General features: G+C 69.2%; 14 protein-coding genes and 1 pseudogene. 5 read left to right on the forward strand and 10 right to left on the reverse strand.

The genetic code is table 11. From position 1 onward, the window contains the following. Nucleotides 1-54 precede the first annotated feature (54 nt). The 4 genes from F3T56_RS18860 to F3T56_RS18875 form a co-directional block, all read right to left on the reverse strand. Nucleotides 55-1,737 (reverse strand): glycoside hydrolase family 13 protein, encoded by a 1,683-nt coding sequence (locus F3T56_RS18860; RefSeq protein ID WP_149826353.1) that lies wholly within the window; start codon nucleotides 1,735-1,737, stop codon nucleotides 55-57. Nucleotides 1,738-1,912: 175 nt separating this feature from the next. Then, nucleotides 1,913-2,833 carry a sugar ABC transporter permease gene (locus F3T56_RS18865; RefSeq protein WP_149826354.1) on the reverse strand — a complete coding sequence of 307 codons (921 nt, stop codon included), beginning with the start codon at nucleotides 2,831-2,833 and terminating at the stop codon, nucleotides 1,913-1,915. Between the two features lie 13 nt (nucleotides 2,834-2,846). Continuing rightward, nucleotides 2,847-3,851 (reverse strand): carbohydrate ABC transporter permease, encoded by a 1,005-nt coding sequence (locus F3T56_RS18870; protein WP_149826355.1) that lies wholly within the window; start codon nucleotides 3,849-3,851, stop codon nucleotides 2,847-2,849. Nucleotides 3,852-3,966: 115 nt separating this feature from the next. Further along, entirely contained in the window at nucleotides 3,967-5,238 is a 1,272-nt protein-coding gene (locus tag F3T56_RS18875; protein WP_149826356.1) for an extracellular solute-binding protein, read from the reverse strand. Between the two features lie 466 nt (nucleotides 5,239-5,704). Here F3T56_RS18875 and F3T56_RS18880 point away from each other — a divergent pair, with 466 nt between their 5' ends. Both F3T56_RS18880 and F3T56_RS18885 read left to right on the forward strand, forming a co-directional pair. Beyond that, nucleotides 5,705-6,757, forward strand: coding sequence for a LacI family DNA-binding transcriptional regulator (locus F3T56_RS18880; RefSeq protein ID WP_281291862.1), 1,053 nt, complete (start codon nucleotides 5,705-5,707; stop codon nucleotides 6,755-6,757). A 144-nt stretch (nucleotides 6,758-6,901) separates the two neighbouring features. Next, nucleotides 6,902-7,780: a phosphatase PAP2 family protein gene (locus F3T56_RS18885; RefSeq protein ID WP_149826358.1), complete on the forward strand. Its 879-nt coding sequence runs from the start codon at nucleotides 6,902-6,904 to the stop codon at nucleotides 7,778-7,780. Here the strand turns inward: F3T56_RS18885 and F3T56_RS18890 are convergent. Next, entirely contained in the window at nucleotides 7,740-8,504 is a 765-nt protein-coding gene (locus F3T56_RS18890; protein ID WP_149826359.1) for an MBL fold metallo-hydrolase, read from the reverse strand. The two genes, F3T56_RS18885 and F3T56_RS18890, sit on opposite strands and share 41 nt — an antisense overlap. Before the next feature lie 112 nt (nucleotides 8,505-8,616). Here F3T56_RS18890 and F3T56_RS18895 point away from each other — a divergent pair, with 112 nt between their 5' ends. Continuing rightward, a complete protein-coding gene (locus F3T56_RS18895; RefSeq protein ID WP_149826360.1) occupies nucleotides 8,617-9,213 on the forward strand; it encodes a CGNR zinc finger domain-containing protein in 597 nt (198 codons plus the stop codon). Between the two features lie 57 nt (nucleotides 9,214-9,270). Here the strand turns inward: F3T56_RS18895 and F3T56_RS18900 are convergent, their stop codons facing one another. The 4 genes from F3T56_RS18900 to F3T56_RS18915 form a co-directional block, all read right to left on the reverse strand. Then, nucleotides 9,271-12,309, reverse strand: a complete 3,039-nt coding sequence (locus F3T56_RS18900) for a bifunctional [glutamine synthetase] adenylyltransferase/[glutamine synthetase]-adenylyl-L-tyrosine phosphorylase (protein WP_149826361.1) — start codon at nucleotides 12,307-12,309, stop codon at nucleotides 9,271-9,273. A 65-nt stretch (nucleotides 12,310-12,374) separates the two neighbouring features. Continuing rightward, nucleotides 12,375-13,034 (reverse strand): HAD-IA family hydrolase, encoded by a 660-nt coding sequence (locus F3T56_RS18905; RefSeq protein WP_149826446.1) that lies wholly within the window; start codon nucleotides 13,032-13,034, stop codon nucleotides 12,375-12,377. Next, a complete protein-coding gene (locus F3T56_RS18910; protein WP_246203693.1) occupies nucleotides 13,031-13,741 on the reverse strand; it encodes a DUF305 domain-containing protein in 711 nt (236 codons plus the stop codon). Before F3T56_RS18910 ends, F3T56_RS18905 begins: the two co-directional genes overlap by 4 nt. A gap of 76 nt (nucleotides 13,742-13,817) precedes the next feature. Next, on the reverse strand, nucleotides 13,818-14,480 hold the full coding sequence (locus F3T56_RS18915) for a thioredoxin-like domain-containing protein (RefSeq protein WP_149826362.1): 663 nt from the start codon (nucleotides 14,478-14,480) through the stop codon (nucleotides 13,818-13,820). A 381-nt stretch (nucleotides 14,481-14,861) separates the two neighbouring features. On the opposite strand from F3T56_RS18915, the gene F3T56_RS18925 reads away from it, so the two are divergent. Next, nucleotides 14,862-16,223, forward strand: a complete 1,362-nt coding sequence (locus tag F3T56_RS18925; RefSeq protein ID WP_149826364.1) for a glutamine synthetase family protein — start codon at nucleotides 14,862-14,864, stop codon at nucleotides 16,221-16,223. Between the two features lie 174 nt (nucleotides 16,224-16,397). Further along, nucleotides 16,398-17,303, forward strand: coding sequence for a tetratricopeptide repeat protein (locus F3T56_RS18930; protein ID WP_149826365.1), 906 nt, complete (start codon nucleotides 16,398-16,400; stop codon nucleotides 17,301-17,303). 450 nt (nucleotides 17,304-17,753) lie between these two features. Here F3T56_RS18930 and F3T56_RS18940 read toward each other — a convergent pair. Further along, nucleotides 17,754-19,433 (reverse strand): annotated as a pseudogene (locus tag F3T56_RS18940) (ISAzo13 family transposase). Nucleotides 19,434-19,484: the final 51 nt, after the last annotated feature.

Below are 19,484 nucleotides of genomic sequence, written 5' to 3' on the forward strand. Positions count from 1 at the left end.
GTGCCTGCCACCCAAAACGAGCGGCAGGCACTGGAATGCAACACAGATGGCTTGTCAAGCCATCGTCCACCAAACCGTCGTGTCCCCCGGCAGCTTCGCCTCATCGTCCACCACAGTCAGCTCGCCGCTCGCGATCAGGACACGGCCGTACGTCGGGATCCGGACCGCCTCGCCCGTGGTGTTCGCGACGCAGACGAAGTCGCCGCGGCGGAAGGTGAGGACGCCCTTCGGGGACTTCAGCCATTCCACCGAGTCGCCCGCGCCGAGGTTCGGCTGTTCCCGCCGTACCGCAAGCGCACTGCGGTAGAGCTCCAGGGTTGAGGTCGGCTCGCCCGTCTGGGACTCCACGCTCAGGTCGGCCCATTCCGGGGGCTGCGGGAGCCAGGAGCCGCCCGGGCCGAAGCCGTACGACGAGCCTGTACGGGTCCAGGGGATCGGGACCCGGCAGCCGTCGCGGAAGCCGTCCTGGCCGGCGCCGCGGAAGTACGCGGGGTCCTGGCGGACCTCGTCCGGCAGGTCGACTACGTCCGGCAGGCCCAACTCCTCGCCCTGGTAGACATACGCCGAACCCGGGAGCGCCAGCATCAGCAGTGAGGCGGCGCGGGCGCGGCGCAGGCCCAGTTCGCGGTCTCCGGCCAGGCGGATCTGGGTGCCGAGGCCCGGCTCGTTCGCGAAGCGCGTGGCGTGCCTCGTCACATCGTGGTTCGACAACACCCACGTCGCGGGGGCGTTCACCGGGCGCATGGCGTCCAGAGTGCGGTCGATGACGACGCGCAGCTCGGCCGCGTCCCACTCCGTGCTCAGGTACTGGAAGTTGAAGGCCTGGTGGAGTTCGTCGGGGCGGACGTAGTTCGCCGTGCGTTCGATCGTCGGGGTCCAGGCTTCCGCCACGAAGATGCGGTCTCCCGCGTACTCGTCCAGCACCAGGCGCCATTCGCGGTAGATCTCGTGCACGCCGTCCTGGTCGAAGAACGGCATGACATCGTTGCCCAGCAGCTTCAGCTGGTCGTGGGCGCCCAGGTCGGGGAGGCCGTCCGCCTTCACCAGGCCGTGGGCCACGTCGATGCGGAAACCGTCCACGCCCATGTCCAGCCAGAAGCGGAGGATGGAGCGGAACTCGTCGCCCACCGCCGGGTGTTCCCAGTTGAAGTCGGGCTGTTCGGGCGCGAAGAGGTGCAGGTACCAGTCCCCCGGCGTGCCGTCCGGTTCCGTCACTCGGGTCCATGCCGGGCCGCCGAAAATCGACTCCCAGTCGTTCGGGGGGAGTTCGCCGTCGACACCCTTGCCCGGGCGGAAGTGGTAGCGCTCCCTCAGCGGCGAGCCAGGGCCCTCCGCCACCGCCCTCTTGAACCACTCGTGCTGGTCCGAGGAGTGGTTCGGGACCAGGTCGACGATGATCCTCAGGCCCAGGTCGTGGGCGTCGCGGATCAGTGCGTCGGCGTCCAGCAGGTTGCCGAACATGGGGTCGACGGCGCGGTAGTCGGCCACGTCGTAGCCGGCGTCCGCCTGCGGGGAGGCGTAGAAGGGCGACAGCCAGACCGCGTCGACGCCCAGATCACGCAGATACGGGAGTCGGGAACGTACGCCCTCCAGGTCGCCCATGCCGTCGCCGTTGCTGTCGGCGAAGCTGCGCGGATAGACCTGGTAGATCACCGCGTCGCGCCACCAGTCGCGGCGGGAGGCGACGGTGGCGAGAGCGGAGTTGTCGGCCGGGTCGGTGGCGGAGTGCTGGCTCATGACGTCCTTGGTACGTAAGGGAGTTCGTAACGGAGTTGGGGTCATCAAAAGTCTCGGATCGGTTGACGAGGCGGCCGCGGTGACAGCGGGGTCTGGGGGTCCCCCCTCTGAGGGAGGACACCGCGGCCGCCACCCGTACGGCAAGGCGTACGGGAGTCTGTTTCCAGAAGGGCCGTCAGCCCTTCGTGCCGCCCGCCGTCAGGCCCGTCACCAAGTTCTTCTGCACCACGTAGAAGAACGCGGAGACGGGAATCGCGACCAGGACCGCGGTGGCGGCCATGAGGTTGCGCTGGGCGTCGTGCTCGCTGACGAAGCTCTGCAGGCCGACCGCGAAGGTGTACTTCGTGTCCGACAGCATGAATGTCGAGGCGAAGGCGACCTCCCCGAACGCGGTGATGAAGCTGTAGAACGCGGCGACCGCCAGTCCCGGCTTGGCGAGCGGCAGGATCAGCCGCGCGAACGTGCCGAAGGGGGTCAGCCCGTCGACGCGTCCGGCCTCGTCGATCTCGAACGGGATCGTGTCGAAGTAACCCTTGAGCAGCCAGGCGCAGTACGGCACGGCCGTCGAGCAGTAGACGAGGATGAGACCAAGGTAGCTGTCGATGAGCTGGAGTTCGGAGAGAATCTCGTACATCGGCACCATCAGTACGGCTACCGGGAACATCTGTGTGACCAGCAGTACCCACATGAACTTCCGGTAACCCGGGAAGCGCATGCGGGAGACCGCGTAACCGGTTGTGGCGGCGATCAGTACGCCGATGACCGTGGTGCCGAGCGAGACTACGAGCGTGCTGACCAGCCAGTCGAAGAACGACGTCTTCTGGAGCACGAACGTGTAGTTGTCGAACGTCATCTTGCCGAAGATGCGCTCGGGGTGGAGGTAGTCGTCCTTGTCCGGGCCGAGGGACAGGTAGACCAGCCAGCCGATCGGGAAGAGCGCGACCAGGCTCGCCCCGGTGAGGATCGCGTGGGAGACGAAGGCGCCCGCGAAGCCGACCTCGCCCCGCCGCCGCTGCCCGCGGGGCGCGGCCGGGCCCGGGTCCGCGGTCGTACGGCGGCCCGCCGAAGCCTTGGTCTCAACAGTGGTCGTACTCATGGTGGCTCCTGCCTCAGATCGCGAGCTGCTGCTCATCGCGGTTCAGCCAGCGGCGGTAGACGGAGGTGAAGACGATCAGGATGGCCAGCAGCAGGATGCCGTAGGCCGCCGACTGCGCGAAGTCACGCGGCTGCTGCCCGAAGCCCAGGTAGTACGCCCAGGTCACGAGGATCTGCGCCTCGGGGGCGGTGTCGCCGAACAGCAGGAAGATGACGGCGAACTGGTTGAACGTCCAGATGACGCCGAGGAGTACGACCGTGGAGCTGACCGTTCTGAGGCCCGGCAGGGTGACGTACCGGAAGCGCTGCCAAGCGCTCGCGCCGTCCATCTCGGCGGCCTCGTAGAGCGAGGTGTCGATGGACTGGAGGCCGCCGAGCAGCGAGACCATCATGAACGGCACCCCGCACCACGTGTTGACCATGATCGCGGCGAACCGCTGCCAGAAGACGTCCTCCAGCCACAGCGGGGTCGGCAGGTGCAGCGTTTCGAGGCCGGCGTTGATGATGCCGCCGTCGGCGAGCATGAACCGCCAGCCGAACACGGTGACGAAGGTGGGCACCGCCCAGGGCAGGACCAGGATCAGCCGGTAGAGGGTGCGGCCGTGCAGCTTCTGGTTGAGCAGCAGCGCGAGGCCGAGGCCGATGACGTAGTGCAGGGTGACGCAGAGCGCGGTCCAGACGATCGTCCAGATGAAGTGCGACCAGAAGCGGTCGTACGAGGTCGGCCCCCACAGGATGTCGGCGTAGTTGTCCAGGCCGATGAACTCGTAGGTGGCCTCGATCTCGTTGACGCCGATCCTGCGCGCCGAGTTGAGGCTGTTGGCGTTGGTGAGGGTGAGATAGAAGCCGCGTACCAGGGGGTACACCACGAGGACGCCGAGTACGACGACCACGGGGGCGATCATCGCGTACGCGTACCAGTAGCGCTGGTATCCCTGCTTCAGACGCGTCAGCGGGCCGGGGCGCCCGCCCGGCTCACCGCGGCGCTTGCCGGTCGCGCGGTCGATGGCGACTGTCATCGTTCGACACCTTCTGGAAGATCACTGGAAGATCACTGGGGTTGAGCGGGCGGGTGCGGGCCGGTGGCCGCCGCATCCCACCCCCGTTGCCGGAGGATGCGGCGGCCACTCGGGGTCACTTGCTGAAGTCCGGGACCAGCTTGGCGATCGCGGTCTCCGCGTTGCTCAGGCCCTTGTCCAGGGACTCCTTGCCGCCCGCGATGGCGAGCAGCTCGGTGTCGAGCGGGCCCCACAGGGAGCTGTACTCGGGCAGCTCGGGGCGGGGCTGGGCGGCGGCGAGGACGGTCTGGTAGCCGGCGATGCCCGGGTCGGCCTTGACCTCGGCGGTGTAGGCGTCGTCGCGCGTGGGCAGCGTGGAGTTCTTCAGGGCGATGGTCTCCTGGGACTTCGCCGAGGTCATGAAGTTGACGAACTTCAGCGACGCCTCCTGGTGCGCCTTGTCCGAGCCGGCGTAGACGGAGAGGTTGTGGCCGCCGGTCGGGGCGCCCGCCTTGCCTGTGGAGCCGGCCGGGACGGTGGCGATGCCCAGGTTGGCCTTGTCCTTGAAGGCGCTGCCCTTGTAGAAGTTCGTGATCTCCCAGGGGCCCTGGATGATCGCGGCGACCTTGCCGTTGACGAAGGCGTCCTGGATGTGGGCGTAGGCGTCGGCGGTGGTGTCGGCCTTGTGCAGGCCCTTGCCGTCGAAGAGGTCCAGCCAGGTGCCGTACGCCTTCTTCGCCTCGGCGGAGTTGACGGTGATCTTCTTGCCGGCGGCGTCGACGGTGTCGGTGCCCTCGCCGTGGAGGAAGGTCTGGGCGTAGTAGCCCTGGGTGGAGCCCCAGTAGCCGTCGACGCCGGTCTTGTCCTTGATGGTGGCGGCGGCCTTCTTCAGGTCGTCCCAGGTCTTCGGGGCCTCGGTGATGCCGGCCTTCTCGAAGAGCTCCTTGTTGTAGACCAGCGCGAGGGTGTCGGTGACGAACGGGACACCGTACGTCTTGCCCTCGTACTGGGCCTGCTTGATCAGGCTGTCCTGGAACTTGTCCTGGTCCGCGAGGGCCTCGGTGCCGTCCAGCGGCGCGAAGAAGCCCTTCTTGGCGAAGGCGGGGGTCCAGCCGACCTCGGAGCGCAGCACGTCCGGGGCGCCGGAGGCACCGGCGGCGGTGTCGAACTTGTTCTGCGCCTGGTCGAAGGGCACGTTGACGTACTTGACCTTGATGTCCTTGTTGGCGGCCTCGAACTCCTTGACCAAGGCCTTGTACGTCGGTGCCTCATTGGTGGCGTTGGAGGTGTCCCACCAGGTGATGGTGACCGGACCATCGGCCGAGTCGCCGCTGTCGCTTCCGCCGCAGGCCGTCGCCGTGAGGGCGATCGACGCCACCAGCGCGGTGGCCGCTATGCCACGCCGCATGAGATCTCCTTGAGGGTGAAAGCCCGTGTGCTGGGCAGAGGGCCCCGTCCGCCGCTGCTGCCGAGTGCCGGGGCGCCGTCGCCGCCGCCGGGCGTGGCCGAACGTAACAGCGATGTAAGCGACACGAAAGGTCTTGCAGCAAAAAAGTGCAAGAAACGCGGATGGTTACCCCGTCGTGACCTGTGCGGGGCCCTCACGGCGCTTGGGTTTCCAGGCGATCAGCGCATACGAGAGAGGTGATCGGCGCGTACGGGAGGGGGTGTGCAAGACTCTGCAATCTCTTGCCATCCCTTGCGGCGGCGGGAATCATCACCCCGTCAGCGCCTTGCGGACGCGGGGCACCGGACACCGACCAGAATCACGAGGGACCGCGATGACGCAGCAGCCCGCAGCGGGCCGCATCCCCGCCCGCACCCGGCGCCGGGCCGGTGGGCAAGCGGAGACCCGGCCGGTACAGTCCAGTGCTGTGACCACACGGCTTGCCGACATCGCAGCCCAGGCGGGGGTCAGCGAGGCGACTGTCAGCCGCGTCCTGAACGGGAAGCCGGGCGTCGCCGCGACCACCCGCCAGTCCGTCCTCGCCGCCCTCGACGTCCTGGGCTACGAGCGGCCGGTACGGCTGCGGCAGCGCAGCGCGGGCCTGGTGGGCCTGATAACCCCGGAGCTGGAGAACCCCATATTCCCGGCCCTGGCCCAGGTCATCGGCCAGGCGCTGACCCGGCAGGGGTACACCCCGGTCCTCGCCACCCAGACCCCCGGTGGATCCACCGAGGACGAGCTGACCGAGATGCTCGTCGACCGCGGGGTCGCCGGCATCATCTTCGTCTCCGGACTGCACGCGGACACCTCCGCGGACATGCAGCGCTATGAGCAACTGCGGGCGCAGGGCGTGCCGTTCGTGCTGGTGGACGGCTTCTCCCCCAAGGTGCAGGCGCCCTTCATCTCACCGGACGACCGCGCGGCGATGAACCTCGCGGTGACGCACTTGGTGTCGCTGGGGCACACGAGGATAGGTCTGGCCCTGGGGCCCAAGCGCTTCGTCCCGGTCCAGCGCAAGATCGAGGGCTTCGTCCGTACGATGCGGGACCAGCTGGGGCTGAACGCGGCGGACGTCGAGGCCGAGCTCGTCCAGCACTCCCTCTACACCCTGGAGGGCGGCCAGGCGGCGGCCATGGCGCTCATCGACCGGGACTGTACGGCGGTGGTGTGCGCGAGCGACATGATGGCGCTCGGCGCGATCCGGGCCGCGCGTCAGCGGGGTCTGCAGGTCCCGCGGGACGTTTCGGTGGTCGGCTTCGACGACTCCCCCTTGATCGCCTTCACCGACCCGCCTCTGACGACGATCCGCAAGCCGGTCCCGGCCATGGGGCAGGCGGCGGTGCGTACGTTGCTGGAGGAGATCGGCGGGACGCCGGCGCCGCACAGCGAGTTCGTGTTCATGCCGGAACTGGTGGTGCGGGGGTCGACCGCTTCGGCCCCTGGTTCTCTGGGTTCCCTGGTGGAACGCACTCGTTCCTGAACTCGTCCTCAAGGGGGAGAGAACGGGGGATGGTGCAATACGTGCGAAGTAGGGAACCCTGGGGCGTACCCCGACGAGCGTGCGTATTGAACCCGACCAGAGGATGATCGGTGGGGGATGGCTTTTCTGGCAAACTCTGTGCCCATGGGTGACTCGACCGTGACGACACTGCAGGAAGGCCGGGAGCAGGCCGCTCCGCGGTCGGTCACGGATGCGCCGGGGGATGCGCGGGGGCAGGGTTTCGCACAGCGGATGCGGACCCCGCGCCGCCCTCGCTTCTGGTTCGAGATCCTGCTGATCGCGGTGAGTTACTGGACGTACTCGCTGATCCGTAACGCGGTGCCGGAGCAGAAGGCCCAGGCGTTCAGGAACGCCGACTGGATCTGGGAGGTGGAGCACCACCTCGGGATCGCCGTCGAGGAGACGGTCAATCACGCCGTGAACTCGGTCACATGGCTCATCGTCGGCATGAACTACTACTACGCGACACTGCACTTCATCGTCACGCTCGGTGTGCTGGTGTGGCTGTACCGTAGTCACCCGGGTCGTTACGCGGCGACGCGTCTGGTGCTGTTCGCGACGACGGCGGTGGCCCTGGTCGGCTACTACTTCTATCCGCTGGCCCCGCCCCGCCTGATGACCAGCGAGAACTTCATCGACACGGTCGTCGTCCACCAGACCTGGGGTTCCATGGCCTCCGGGGATCTGAAGAACATGTCGAACCAGTACGCCGCCATGCCCTCCATGCACATCGGCTGGTCCGTGTGGTGCGGCGTGACGATCTTCGCGCTGGCCTCGGTGCCATGGGTGCGGGTGCTGGGCCTGCTGTACCCGACGCTGACCCTGGTCGTCATCGTCGCCACCGCCAACCACTTCTGGCTCGACGCGGTGGGCGGCATGCTGTGCCTCGCCTTCGGTTACGCGGTGGCCCGGGCCTGGTACGGGGCGTTGCCACATGCGCTGCCTCGGCAGGTGACGGGGCTCACCCCAGTTGCAGTCGGTCAGCCAGCCCTGCGGCGGTGAAGGCGGCGGTCACGTCGTCTCGTCCCTCGGTGAAGTGGCCCCAGCTGTCGCAGTGGACGGGGATCACGCGGCGGGCGCCCAGGATCTCGGTGGCCTCGGCTGCCTGAGCGCTGTTCAGGACGAGCAGGGCGCCGTCGAAGATGCTGCCCCGGGGTGCTCCCGCGAACAGGACGGCCGTGTCGAACGGGCCGAAGCGGGCGGCGATCTCCTTGACCAGCGTGAGCGAGGCGTTGTCGCCGCTGACGTAGAGGGTGGGCAAGGTGGGGGCGGTCAGTACGAAGCCGGTGACCTCGCCGGCGACCGCCTCGACCTCCTCCGTGCCGAGTTCCTCGGGGCCGTGCAGGGCCGGGGTGGCCGTCGCGGTGACGGTGCCGCCGTCGGGGCGGGGCAGCTCCGTGGACTGCCAGGGTGCGAGGCCGCGAGCGGTGCCGCCGAGGCGGGTCGCGCCGCCGGGAGTGGTGAGGGTGACTGGTACGTCGGCGAGGAGGGCCCGGCCGGAGTGGTCGAGGTTGTCGGGGTGCTGGTCGTGGGAGAGCAGGACCACGTCCACGGGGCCGAGGCCGGCGGGTGTGGTGGCGGAGGAGGCGGTCTTGGTGAGGGTGTGGCCGCCGGGGAGCTGGTAGTCGCCGGGGGCGTCGAAGGTGGGGTCGGTGAGGAAGCGGAGGCCGCCGTAGTGGATGAGGGCGGTGGGGCCGCCGAGGACGCGGATGTCGGAGTTGGTCATCAGAAACACCTCACGGATGACGTGCGGGACATCCGTGAGATTCTCACGGATGGGGTTAGGTCTATCCGTGAGTGACGGTAGTCGCTTCTCACGGATGATGGCAAGCCGTACCATGAGATTCATGAACGAGGCCGTGATCGTCGAGCCCGCGCCGGGGGCCGAGCAGTACCCCGCGCTCGATTTCGCCAACAGTGCGCTCGCGCTGCCCGGCGGTCAGTTCCTGGATCTGCTCGGTACGCCGGGGACGGCGAACCGGTGGCTCACCGAGCACGGGCTCGCTCCGGTGGACGCCGGGATGCGGGAGATGTGCGCGGCGCAGTTGCGGTCGTTGCGGGAGCAGATCCGGGCGTTGTTCGCGTCGCTCGTGGACGGGCAGCCGGCTCCGCCGAGCGCCCTCGCGGCCGTCAACGACGCGCTGACGCGGGCGCCTGCGGCGTCGCTGCTGCACTGGGAGCCGGGGCGGGGGATGTACCGGGCGGCTTCCCATCCGACGACTCAGCTCGTCGACCATGCGCTTGCGGTGTTGGCCGCGGATGCCGCGGATCTGTTGACCGGGGCCGATGCCTCGCGGCTCACCGCGTGTGGGTCGAGTCCCTGTAATCGGTACCTGTTGCGGCATGGGCGCCGGCACTGGTGCTCCACGCGCTGCGGTGACCGTGCGCGGGCGGCTCGGGCTTACGCCCGGCGTGCGCGGCAGTCCCAGACCTGAGTCTCGCACCCGCCGCCCCTACCCATTCCCATCCAGGGGCGGCGGGGGCGAGGGAAGTCAGTCGGCGTAGAACAGGGCGTCCACCACGGCCCGTGCGCGGCGCGTCGTGCGGCGGTAGTCGTCGAGCATGTCGCCCCCGCGGCCGGGGCCGTAACCCAGGTACCGGCCGACCGCGGCCAGTTCCCGCCCCCCGGAGGGGAACGTGTCGCCCGCCCTCCCCCGCACCAGCATCACCGCGTTACGGACCCGTGTGGCCAGGACCCACGCCTCGTCCAGCACCGTCGCGTCCTCCGCGCTCACCAGACCCGCCGCACACGCCGCCGCCAGCGCCGCCCGCGTACGGGTCGTCCGGAGTCCCGGCTCGCGCCAGCCGTGCCGGAGCTGCAGGAGCTGCACGGTCCACTCCACGTCCGACAGCCCGCCCCGCCCCAGTTTCGTGTGGAGCGTGGGGTCGGCGCCGCGCGGCAGGCGCTCGGACTCCATGCGGGCCTTGAGGCGGCGGATCTCGCGTACCGCGTCGTCGCCGAGCCCGCCCTGCGGGTAGCGCAGGGGGTCGATCAGTTCGACGAAGCGGCGGCCCAGGTCCTCGTCCCCGGCGACCGGTTCGGCCCGCAGCAGGGCCTGCGACTCCCACACCAGCGACCACCGGCGGTAGTACGCCTCGTACGACTTCAGCGTCCGTACCATCGGCCCGGACTTGCCCTCGGGGCGCAGGTCCGCGTCGATCAGCAACGGCGGGTCGGCGCTGGGGAGTTGGAGCAGGCGGCGCATCTCGGCGACGACGGTGTTGGCGGCGCGGGCAGCCTCCTGTTCGTCGGCGCCCTCCCGGGGTTCGTGGACGAACAGGACGTCGGCGTCGGAGCCGTAGCCCAGTTCGTGGCCGCCGAAGCGGCCCATGCCGATGACCGCGAAACGGGTGGGGAGGGTGTCGCCCCAGCGGTCGCGCACGACGGCACGCAGAGTGCCCGCGATGGTCGCCGCCGTGAGGTCGGACACCGCGCCGCCCACCAGGTCCACCAGCGCCCCCTGGTCGGCGGCGGCCGGTGACGACTCGGTGCCGTAGGAGCCGACGATGTCCCTCGCGGCCGTACGGAACAGCTCGCGGCGGCGTACGCCGCGCGCGACCGTGACCGCCTGTTCGGCGCCGTCGGCGCGGCGGACGGCGGCGAGGATCTCCTGTTCCAGGGGGGCGCGTTCGCGGGGTTCGAGCCCGCCCGCACCACCGGCACCGCCGGCACCGCCGGCACCGCCCGCGCCACCGTCCCCGTCGCCGAGAAGTGAGACGGCCTCGGGGGCGCGCAGCAGCAGGTCGGGGGCGAGGCGTCCGGCGGAGAGCACGCGGGCGAGGTTCTCGGCGGCGGCTCCCTCGTCGCGCAACAGGCGCAGATACCAGGGGGTCCTGCCGAGCGCGTCCGACACCTTGCGGAAGTTGAGGAGTCCGGCGTCCGGGTCGGCCGAGTCGGCGAACCAGCCCAACAGCACGGGGAGCAGGGTCCGTTGAATGGCCGCCTTGCGGGAGACTCCGGAGGCCAGCGCCTCCAGGTGGCGCAGGGCGGCGGCCGGGTCGGCGTAGCCGAGGGCGACGAGGCGTGTCCGGGCCGCGTCTGCGCTCAACCTGGTCTCGCCGGGGGCGAGTTGGGCGACGGCGTCGAGGAGCGGGCGGTAGAAGAGCTTCTCGTGCAGCCGTCGTACGACCGCCGCGTGGCGCCGCCACTCGCGGTTCAGCTCGGTGACCGGCTCGGTGCGCAGACCGAGCGAGCGTCCGATGCGCCGCAGGTCGGTGTCGGCGTCGGGGACGAGGTGGGTGCGGCGCAGGCGGTACAGCTGGATGCGGTGTTCCATGGAGCGCAGGAAGCGGTAGGCGGCGTCGAGTTGGGCGGCGTCGGCGCGGCCCACGTATCCGCCGGCGGCGAGGGCGCCGAGCGCGTCGAGGGTGGTCCCGCTGCGCAGCGAGGTGTCCGCGCGGCCGTGCACGAGCTGGAGCAGCTGTACGGCGAACTCGACGTCCCGCAGCCCGCCCGGCCCCAGCTTCAGCTGGCGGTCGACCTCGGCGACCGGAATGGTCTCGACGACCCGGCGCCGCATGCGCTGCACGTCGGCGACGAAGTTCTCGCGCTCGGCGGCCTTCCAGACGAGGGGTTCGAGCGCGGCGACGTACTCCTCCCCCAGTTCGAGGTCCCCGGCGACCGGCCGGGCCTTGAGCAGCGCCTGGAACTCCCAGGTCTTCGCCCACCGCTGGTAGTACGCGAGATGACTGCTGAGCGTCCGTACGAGCGGGCCGTTGCGCCCCTCGGGGCGCAGATTGGCGTCGACCGGCCAGATGGTGCCCTCGACCGTCGTCTCGGAGCAGATCCGCATCATGTGCGAGGCGAGGCGGGTGGCGGCGCGGACGGCCTTCTGTTCGTCGGCCCCGTCCGCGGTCTCGCCCACGAAGATGACATCGACGTCGGAGACGTAGTTGAGCTCATGGCCTCCGCACTTGCCCATCGCGATCACCGCGAGCCGGCACTGGGCCGCGTCCTCGGGCGCGGCGGCACGGGCGATGGCGAGGGCGGCGCGGAGGGTGGCGGTGGCGAGGTCGGCGAGCTCGGCGGCGGCCTGGGCGACGTCGGTGGTGCCGCACACGTCCCGCGCGGCGATGGAGAGCAGACAGCGGCGGTAGGCGACCCGCAGCGACACCGGGTCGGTGGCCTCGGCGAGGCCCCGCTCGAACTCCTCGATGCCCGGGTGCAGGTCCTGCGGCTCGTACATCACCAGCGCCCGCCAGTCGTGCGGGTGGCGCGCGAGATGGTCCCCGAGCGCCGCCGAGGCGCCCAGCACACCCAGCAGCCGGTCACGCAGCGGCTTGGCCGCTATCAGCGTGTCCAGCACCTCCCGCCGATCCGTACGGTCCGGCTGCGCCTCCAGCAGCCGTACGAGGCCCAGCAGCGCCAGATCCGGATCCGCCGTGGCACCCAGCGCGTCCAACAGCACCGGATCGTTCCGTACGGCCGTCAGCTCGACGCTCTCCAGCAGCCGCTCGGCGGCCGAGGGATCGGTGAAACCGTGCCGCAGCAGTCGCGTGAACGTGCTGCTCCTGCGCCCCGGCGCCATCATCCCCGGCCTCCCGTCGCATCAAGCCGATCAGCCAACCAGCCGATCAAGGTCGTACGGCCATGAGCCTAACCGGAGTACCTGGCAGAAGCGCCGGCGAAGGCGAGGATCTCCGGGGCCGCATCGCTGAGGGCCGGGAAGTGGCGGTGTACGCCCGGTGCCGGGGTCGGCGTGTTGACCCCCCATACCGTCATGCCGGCCCGCAGTCCCGCCTCGACTCCGGAGGGGGCGTCCTCGATGACCAGGCAGTCCTCGGGCCGGACGCCGAGCCGCTCGGCGGCGAGCAGATAGGGCACAGGCGACGGTTTGCCCTCGTCCACCGCGGCGGCGTCCACGAGGACGGGCGGGACCGGCAGCCCCGTACGCGCGAACCGTCCCCGCACCCGGTGCTCGTAGTTCGAGGTCACCAGCGCCCATGACCGCGGCGGCAGGGCGCTGAGCAGTTCCGACGCGCCGGCGAAGGCCCCGTAGACGCCGGACCGGACGTCGTCGTCCTCCAGCTCGTGCAGCAGGGCCAGGCACTCCCCCGGGTCCCGGTCCGGAGCCACCTCCGCGAAGGTCTCCATCGGTCGCGTCCGCAGGGCCACCCGGTAGACCTCGGCCGCGTCCAGGCCGTATCGCCCCGCCCACGTTCCCCAGACCCGCCGCTGGTTGTCCACGGCGTCGATCAACGTGCCGTCGACGTCGAAGAGGACACACTTGCCGGGGCCGGGCCGCACGAGTCTCAGTGCCCCTCGTGTTCCTCGGTCGACGCGGACGTCGACGCGGACGGGCTCGGCTCGTCCGTCGAGGCATCTCCGGACTCCCCGGCGGACGACCTCGGCGCGGCCCCCCGCTCCTTGAGCATCCCGGTCATCAGCGTGATCTCGGACTCCTGGCCGTTGACCATGCCCTGCGCGAGCTTCTTCTCGACGCCGACCGTGCACTTGGCGACGCAGCCCTCCGCCATGTGGATGCCGCCCTTGTGGTGGTCGGTCATCAGCTGGAGGAAGAAGATCTCGGCCTGCTTGCCGTCGAGGGTGTTGAGCTTCTCCATCTCGGCGTTGGTGGCCATGCCGGGCATCAGGGCGCCGTCCTCGCCGGAGGCCATGTCGCCCATGCCCATCCAGGCCATCGGCTTGTCCGAGGACACCTTCGGCAGGCCCCACAGATCGAGCCAGCCGATCATCATGCCGCGCTGGTTGGCCTGCGTCTGCGCGATGTCGTACGCGAGCCGCCGGACCTCCTCGTCGTCCGTGCGGTCGCGCACGATGTACGACATCTCGACGGCCTGCTGGTGATGGACGGCCATGTCCCGGGCGAACCCCGCGTCCGCGGAGTCGGCGGCGGGGGCCGCGAGGCCGGAGTCGTCGCCGTCGGCGACCGCGTATGTGATCGCCCCGGCCGCGACGAGCACCGCCGCCGCCCCGGAGGCGATCCAACCGATGTGCTTCATGTTCCCCACTGTGCCAGGCCGCTGTCGTCGGTCAGCTGTCGTCGGTCAGCAATCGTCAACTGTCAGTCGTCAGTCGTCAGGAGACGCCGTTGGTGCAGGCGGCACCCGGCTCGGGCGTCTGCTCGCCCTGGACGTACTTCTCGAAGAACTTGTCGAGGTTCGGGTCCGTGGCGCTGGTGACCGTGCGCTGCGCGCCCCACGCGCTGAGCATGATCGGGTCCTTCTGGTCGTCGACCGGGCTCATCAGCGTGTACGGGGTCTTCTTGACCTTCTCCGCGAGCGCCTTGACGTCGGCGTCGGAGGCCTTGCTGTTGTACGTCACCCAGACCGCGCCGTGCTCCAGGGAGTGGACGGCGTTCTCGTTCTTGATGGCCTTGTCGTAGACGTCGCCGTTGCAGTTCTGCCAGACCGGGTTGTGGTCGCCGCCGACCGGGGGCTCCATCGGGTAGTCCACGGACTTGGTGACGTGGTTCTGGGAGAGCTTGGTACTCCAGGTCTTCACGCCGTCCGAGCCGGTCTTCCACTTGCCCGTGGCCTTGGAGTCGCTCGCCGAGTTGCTGCCGCTGTCGTCGGACTGGGACTGGACCAGGACCGTACCGCCCACCACGAGGCCGCCGACTATCAGCACGCTGGCACCGATCGTGAGGATCCGGTTCCGGCGCTCCCGGGAGCGCTCGGCACGGCGCATCTCCTCGATGCGCGCCTTGCGCGCCGCGCTGCTGTTGTTCTTGGCGGCCATGGCGTGAGTCCTTAGTGGGGGATGAGGCGGATGGGACGGTCGGACCAGCTGATCGTAATTTGATCGGCTCCCTCTCGTAAACGAGGGATCCCGCCTCCATGCTCCCTCCGCGGACCGGTCCCGTCGCCCGGAGAATGACACAGGCGTTACGGATGTCGGCGCGAGCAGGCAAGATGGGCGGCAGAGCGATAGGGCAGTGGTAGAGCAGCAGAGCCAGCGGTACACCTGCCGTACGCCGGGCGTTCAGCCCGAGGTCGGTTTCCCGATCAAGGTGCGCAACGCGCACGAAATGGTGTTGTGGTGTGATGCTCAGGTGCCCGATCGTCTCCCGTCGCTCGGGAGCAGGCGGCCTGACCAGCAAGGAATGGATGGAAGCGGAAGATGGACAAGCAGCAGGAGTTCGTGCTCCGTACGTTGGAGGAGCGCGACATCCGTTTCGTACGCCTGTGGTTCACGGACGTGCTGGGCTTCCTGAAGTCCGTGGCCGTGGCCCCTGCCGAGCTGGAACAGGCGTTCGATGAGGGCATCGGCTTCGACGGCTCGGCCATCGAGGGCTTCGCCCGGGTGTACGAGTCCGACATGATCGCCAAGCCGGACCCGTCGACGTTCCAGGTCCTGCCGTGGCGCGCGGAGGCCCCGGGCACCGCCCGTATGTTCTGCGACATCCTCATGCCGGACGGCTCCCCGTCCTTCGCCGACCCGCGGTATGTGCTGAAGCGGGCCCTGGCCAAGGCCTCCGACCTGGGGTTCACCTTCTACACCCACCCCGAGATCGAGTTCTTCCTGCTGAAGGACAAGCCGACGGACGGCTCACGGCCGACCCCGGCCGACTACTCGGGCTACTTCGACCACACCCCGCACAACGTCGGCATGGACTTCCGCCGCCAGGCGATCACCATGCTGGAGTCGATGGGCATCTCGGTCGAGTTCTCCCACCACGAGGGCGCGCCCGGCCAGCAGGAGATCGACCTGCGCTACGCCGACGCCCTCTCCACGGCGGACAACATCATGACGTTCCGCCTGGTCATGAAGCAGGTGGCGCTGGAGCAGGGCGTCCAGGCGACGTTCATGCCGAAGCCGTTCAGTGAGCACCCGGGCAGCGGCATGCACACGCACCTTTCGTTGTTCGAAGGCGACCGGAACGCGTTCTACGAGTCGGGCGCGGAGTACCAGCTGTCGAAGGTGGGCCGCTCCTTCATCGCGGGCCTGCTGAAGCACGCGGCCGAGATCGCCGCGGTCACCAACCAGTGGGTCAACTCCTACAAGCGCATCTGGGGCGGCTCCGAGCGCACGGCGGGCGCCGGCGGCGAGGCCCCCTCGTACATCTGCTGGGGCCACAACAACCGCTCCGCCCTGGTCCGCGTCCCTATGTACAAGCCCGGCAAGACGGGCTCGGCACGGGTCGAGGTCCGCTCCCTGGACTCCGGCGCGAACCCGTACCTCGCCTACGCGATGCTCCTGGCCGCCGGCCTCAAGGGCATCGAGGAGGGCTACGAGCTCCCGCCGGGCGCCGAGGACGACGTCTGGGCCCTTTCCGACGCCGAGCGCCGCGCCATGGGCATCGAGCCCCTCCCCCAGAACCTCGGCGAGGCCCTGACCCTCATGCAGCGCAGCGACCTCGTCGCCGAGACCCTCGGCGAACACGTCTTCGACTTCTTCCTCCGCAACAAGCGGCAGGAGTGGGAGGAGTACCGCAGCGAGGTCACGGCGTTCGAGCTGCGGAAGAACTTGCCGGTGCTGTAGGCGCTGGTCAGAGGGGTTTCCCTCCAGAAGCATGTGGGGCCGACGGTCGCGAACCGTCGGCCCCACGGTAGTTCTTCGAGATGGGTGGATCAGACGGTGTCGCATCGGGCCGTAGCAGCCGGAGTAGGTCTCGCGCGGGTGATGGCGCACTGCGGGGGCAGCCCAGCGGCAGCCGTGCACTATCTGGCGGGTGCCATCGCCTCCGCGCCTGAGAATCCCGAGCCCTATACGGTTCTTGCCGAGTTGTGGAGGGACAAGCCGTCGGAACTGGCCCAGGTCGTTCAGGACGCCAGCTCGTTGAGGGCGGTACTGGCGCAGTCGTACATCAGCTTCCTTGAGGACGACATGGACGACGCGGCGCTGGCGATCGGATCGGTTACGGGTGCGCAACCCGACATCGCATGGGCCAAAGCCCCCTGGTTCAGCGATGAACGTTTTCTCGGTGTGGTGAGTTCCGACGCGCTGGCCGAGGCCGCGATGCGGACGATGGACTATGGGCATGGTCTGGACACCGAAAGCATGCGGGAACGGTTCCGGCCCTGGTTCCATGCCATAGACGCGGTCTCTGCCCGCCAGCCGTTGCCGGAGGCGTTGGCCAAGATGGCGATCCTGCTGCGGGCATGCGGTCTCACCGATGCGTCGTTCGCCCTCTGCGACCAGGCCGACTCCATTGAGCGGATCATGCTGACGGAAGTCGTGCGAGCGGGTACGTGGCGCAAACTGGGTGACCCTGAACAGACCGCGGCCGCGTTCGAGCGCGCTCTTGCCCTGGACCCGGCCAACTGGTCGCTCTGTCTCGACCTGGCCGACGTGCGCGCCGAACAGGGCGACTTCACCGCGGCGGTCCAGCTGATCGATCAGGGACTGAAGCACGAGCCGACTGAGCTCACACTTCGCGCGGCCGGAGCCGCCTACCGAGCACGACTTACCGGCTCGCCCGCCGAACTGAGCGAACTCATCGAACTGGCGCCGAATCTGCCGAACGACTCGTACCGCGGCCTGCTGATCGATCACGCATGCGCTGGTCCTGCCCTGCCTGCCAACCTCGTGGCTGCGGCCCGCCGCATCCAGAACAGCTGAGGCTCGCACGGGCCAGTTCGACGAGCAGACCGGGCAGGGCGGGCAATGCGCGTGTACTGGGCGGCCAGCCGCCAGGTGACCGTCTCGTCCACGGCCGCGCGGAGTTCGCGGAGGGGCCGAGCAGGACCGTCCTCGGGAATCTCGCAGACGGCAAGCGTGGAGGACAGCATGGGCAGTTGCTCATGGACAGCCGTATGTGTGGTACTCCGATCACTGAGCGCTCAGTGAGCTACCGACGCTGGCGGACGGTCGCCTTTGACGGGTGCAGCAGCCTGGCCGTACCCGGCCATGAACGGAACTGGGCCTGGCTGGGCCGCCCCGCCAGCCGGCTCGGCCAGGCGGGATACCCCAGGCTGATGCTCTGCTGACCCGCACCGCACCGAACACCTACAAGATCACCCCGGCCGACACCTTGACACCACCCCACGTCCCTTAAGGGGTTGCGGATTATTAACTCGCTGTCTTGATCTTGTGTGGGACGGTGAGGCCTACCGTGCTCGTGTGGTCGTAGAGGTGCTCCAGGGTGGCGAGTTGGTGGTCGGCGGGGTGGATGATGTGTCCGGCCGTGCCGAGGAGTTGGCGGATGTCGCGGATGCGCCGGTTGATGGTTTCGGGGGTGACGCCGAAGAGGAGGGCGATGGCGACCTGCGGGAGTCCAAGCCGGTAGTGGAGGAGGGTGGCCAGGAGCCGGTCGGCGAGGGTTCATGGGGCGCCGTCCGGTGCCGGGAGCCGCCAGACGGGGCCGGTGGCCGCGCCGCTTGTCCAGGTGGGCTTCTCGCTGGTCCTCGTGGAGGCCGGTGAGCGTGGTGATCAGTGTGTCCCACTCGTGGGCCGGCATTCCGGTCAGGGCGGGGTGGCAGAGCCAGGCGAGGTCGGGGCTGGGTTGGTCGAAGGGGTCCGGTGCGTCATTGGCCTGGGCGTATGCCTCGGGTCGCAGCGTGTGGTTCCAGTCGCCGTGCCACTCGTGGCGGTGCAGGGGCAGGGCATCCATCTGCCGGTCGCCGATCCGGACTGCGGTCTCGTAGGTGGTGGTGTCGAGTTCGGCGTGCACCGTCAGCCCGGTGCGGGTGGCCGTCGCGGCGATGCTGTTCACGATGACTTCGTGGCTCGTCAGGGGCCTGCCGCGCCAGTTCATGGTGATGTGGGAGAACAGCCGGTGCTCCACTTTGTTCCATTTTGAAGTACCTGGCGGAAAGTGACAGACGGTGATTGCCAGGCCGGTCTCCAGGGCCAGGGCGGCGAGTTCGGCCTTCCAGGCGCGGGTGCGGTAGCCGTTCGAGCCGCCCGCGTCCGCGGTGATCAGCAGCCGCCGGGAGTGCGGATAGGCGCCGCGCCCTTGGCTGTTCCACCAGCGGCGGATGGACTCCACGGCGAACGCGGCGGTGTCGTGGTCCGTGCCGACGCTGACCCATCCGGTGTTCGCGGCCAGATCGTAGATCCCGTACGGGATGGCCTTGCCCAGCTCCGGATCCGGGAAGTCGTGCGTCCGCACCTGGACCGGCTCGCCCTCACGGTGCCACTCGCCGCCGGCGTTCTTGTAGTTGCCGACCACTTCCTTCTTCTTGGTGTCGACGCTGACCACCGGGTCCCCGGCGGCCTGGTGTTCCTTGGCCCGCTCGTTGATATAGCGGAACTGGCCGTCGCGGTCCGGGTGTTGCCTGCCTTCGATGGTCTTGGCGTTGCCCTGCAGGCTGAAGCCCTCCTCGCGCAGCAGGTCGGCCACGGTTTCCGCTGAAATGCGATGGCCCTGCCGAGTCAGCTCGCCGGCCAGGTGGCGGGTCGACTTCGTCGTCCAGCGCAGCGGCGACATCGGATCACCCCTTACGTCCGGCTCGACGAGGGCCAGCAGGGCAGGCCGCAGCCCGGGATCGAGATCCACCGCCCGCTTGCGGCCCCGCCCTTCCGGCGGACCCGATCCAACGGGGCCACCCCGGACTCCAGTTCTGCTACTCCGCGGGAGACGGTGCCCTCACGCACCCCGGCTGCACGGGCCACTGCCCGGATCCCTCCATGCCCCAGCGACCGGGCCTCCGCTCCCATGGCCAACCGGCGCTGACGCTCGTCCAAATGCGGGAACAACGCCTCGAACTTCGCGGCTAGATCCGCCTCAACCCCGCCCAGCATCCCCATACCACGCCAACGACCAGCACTCAGGGAAGCAACGATTTGTTTCTCCGCAAG

This window comes from Streptomyces tailanensis, from assembly GCF_008386495.1.
Lineage (GTDB): Bacteria > Actinomycetota > Actinomycetes > Streptomycetales > Streptomycetaceae > Streptomyces > Streptomyces tailanensis.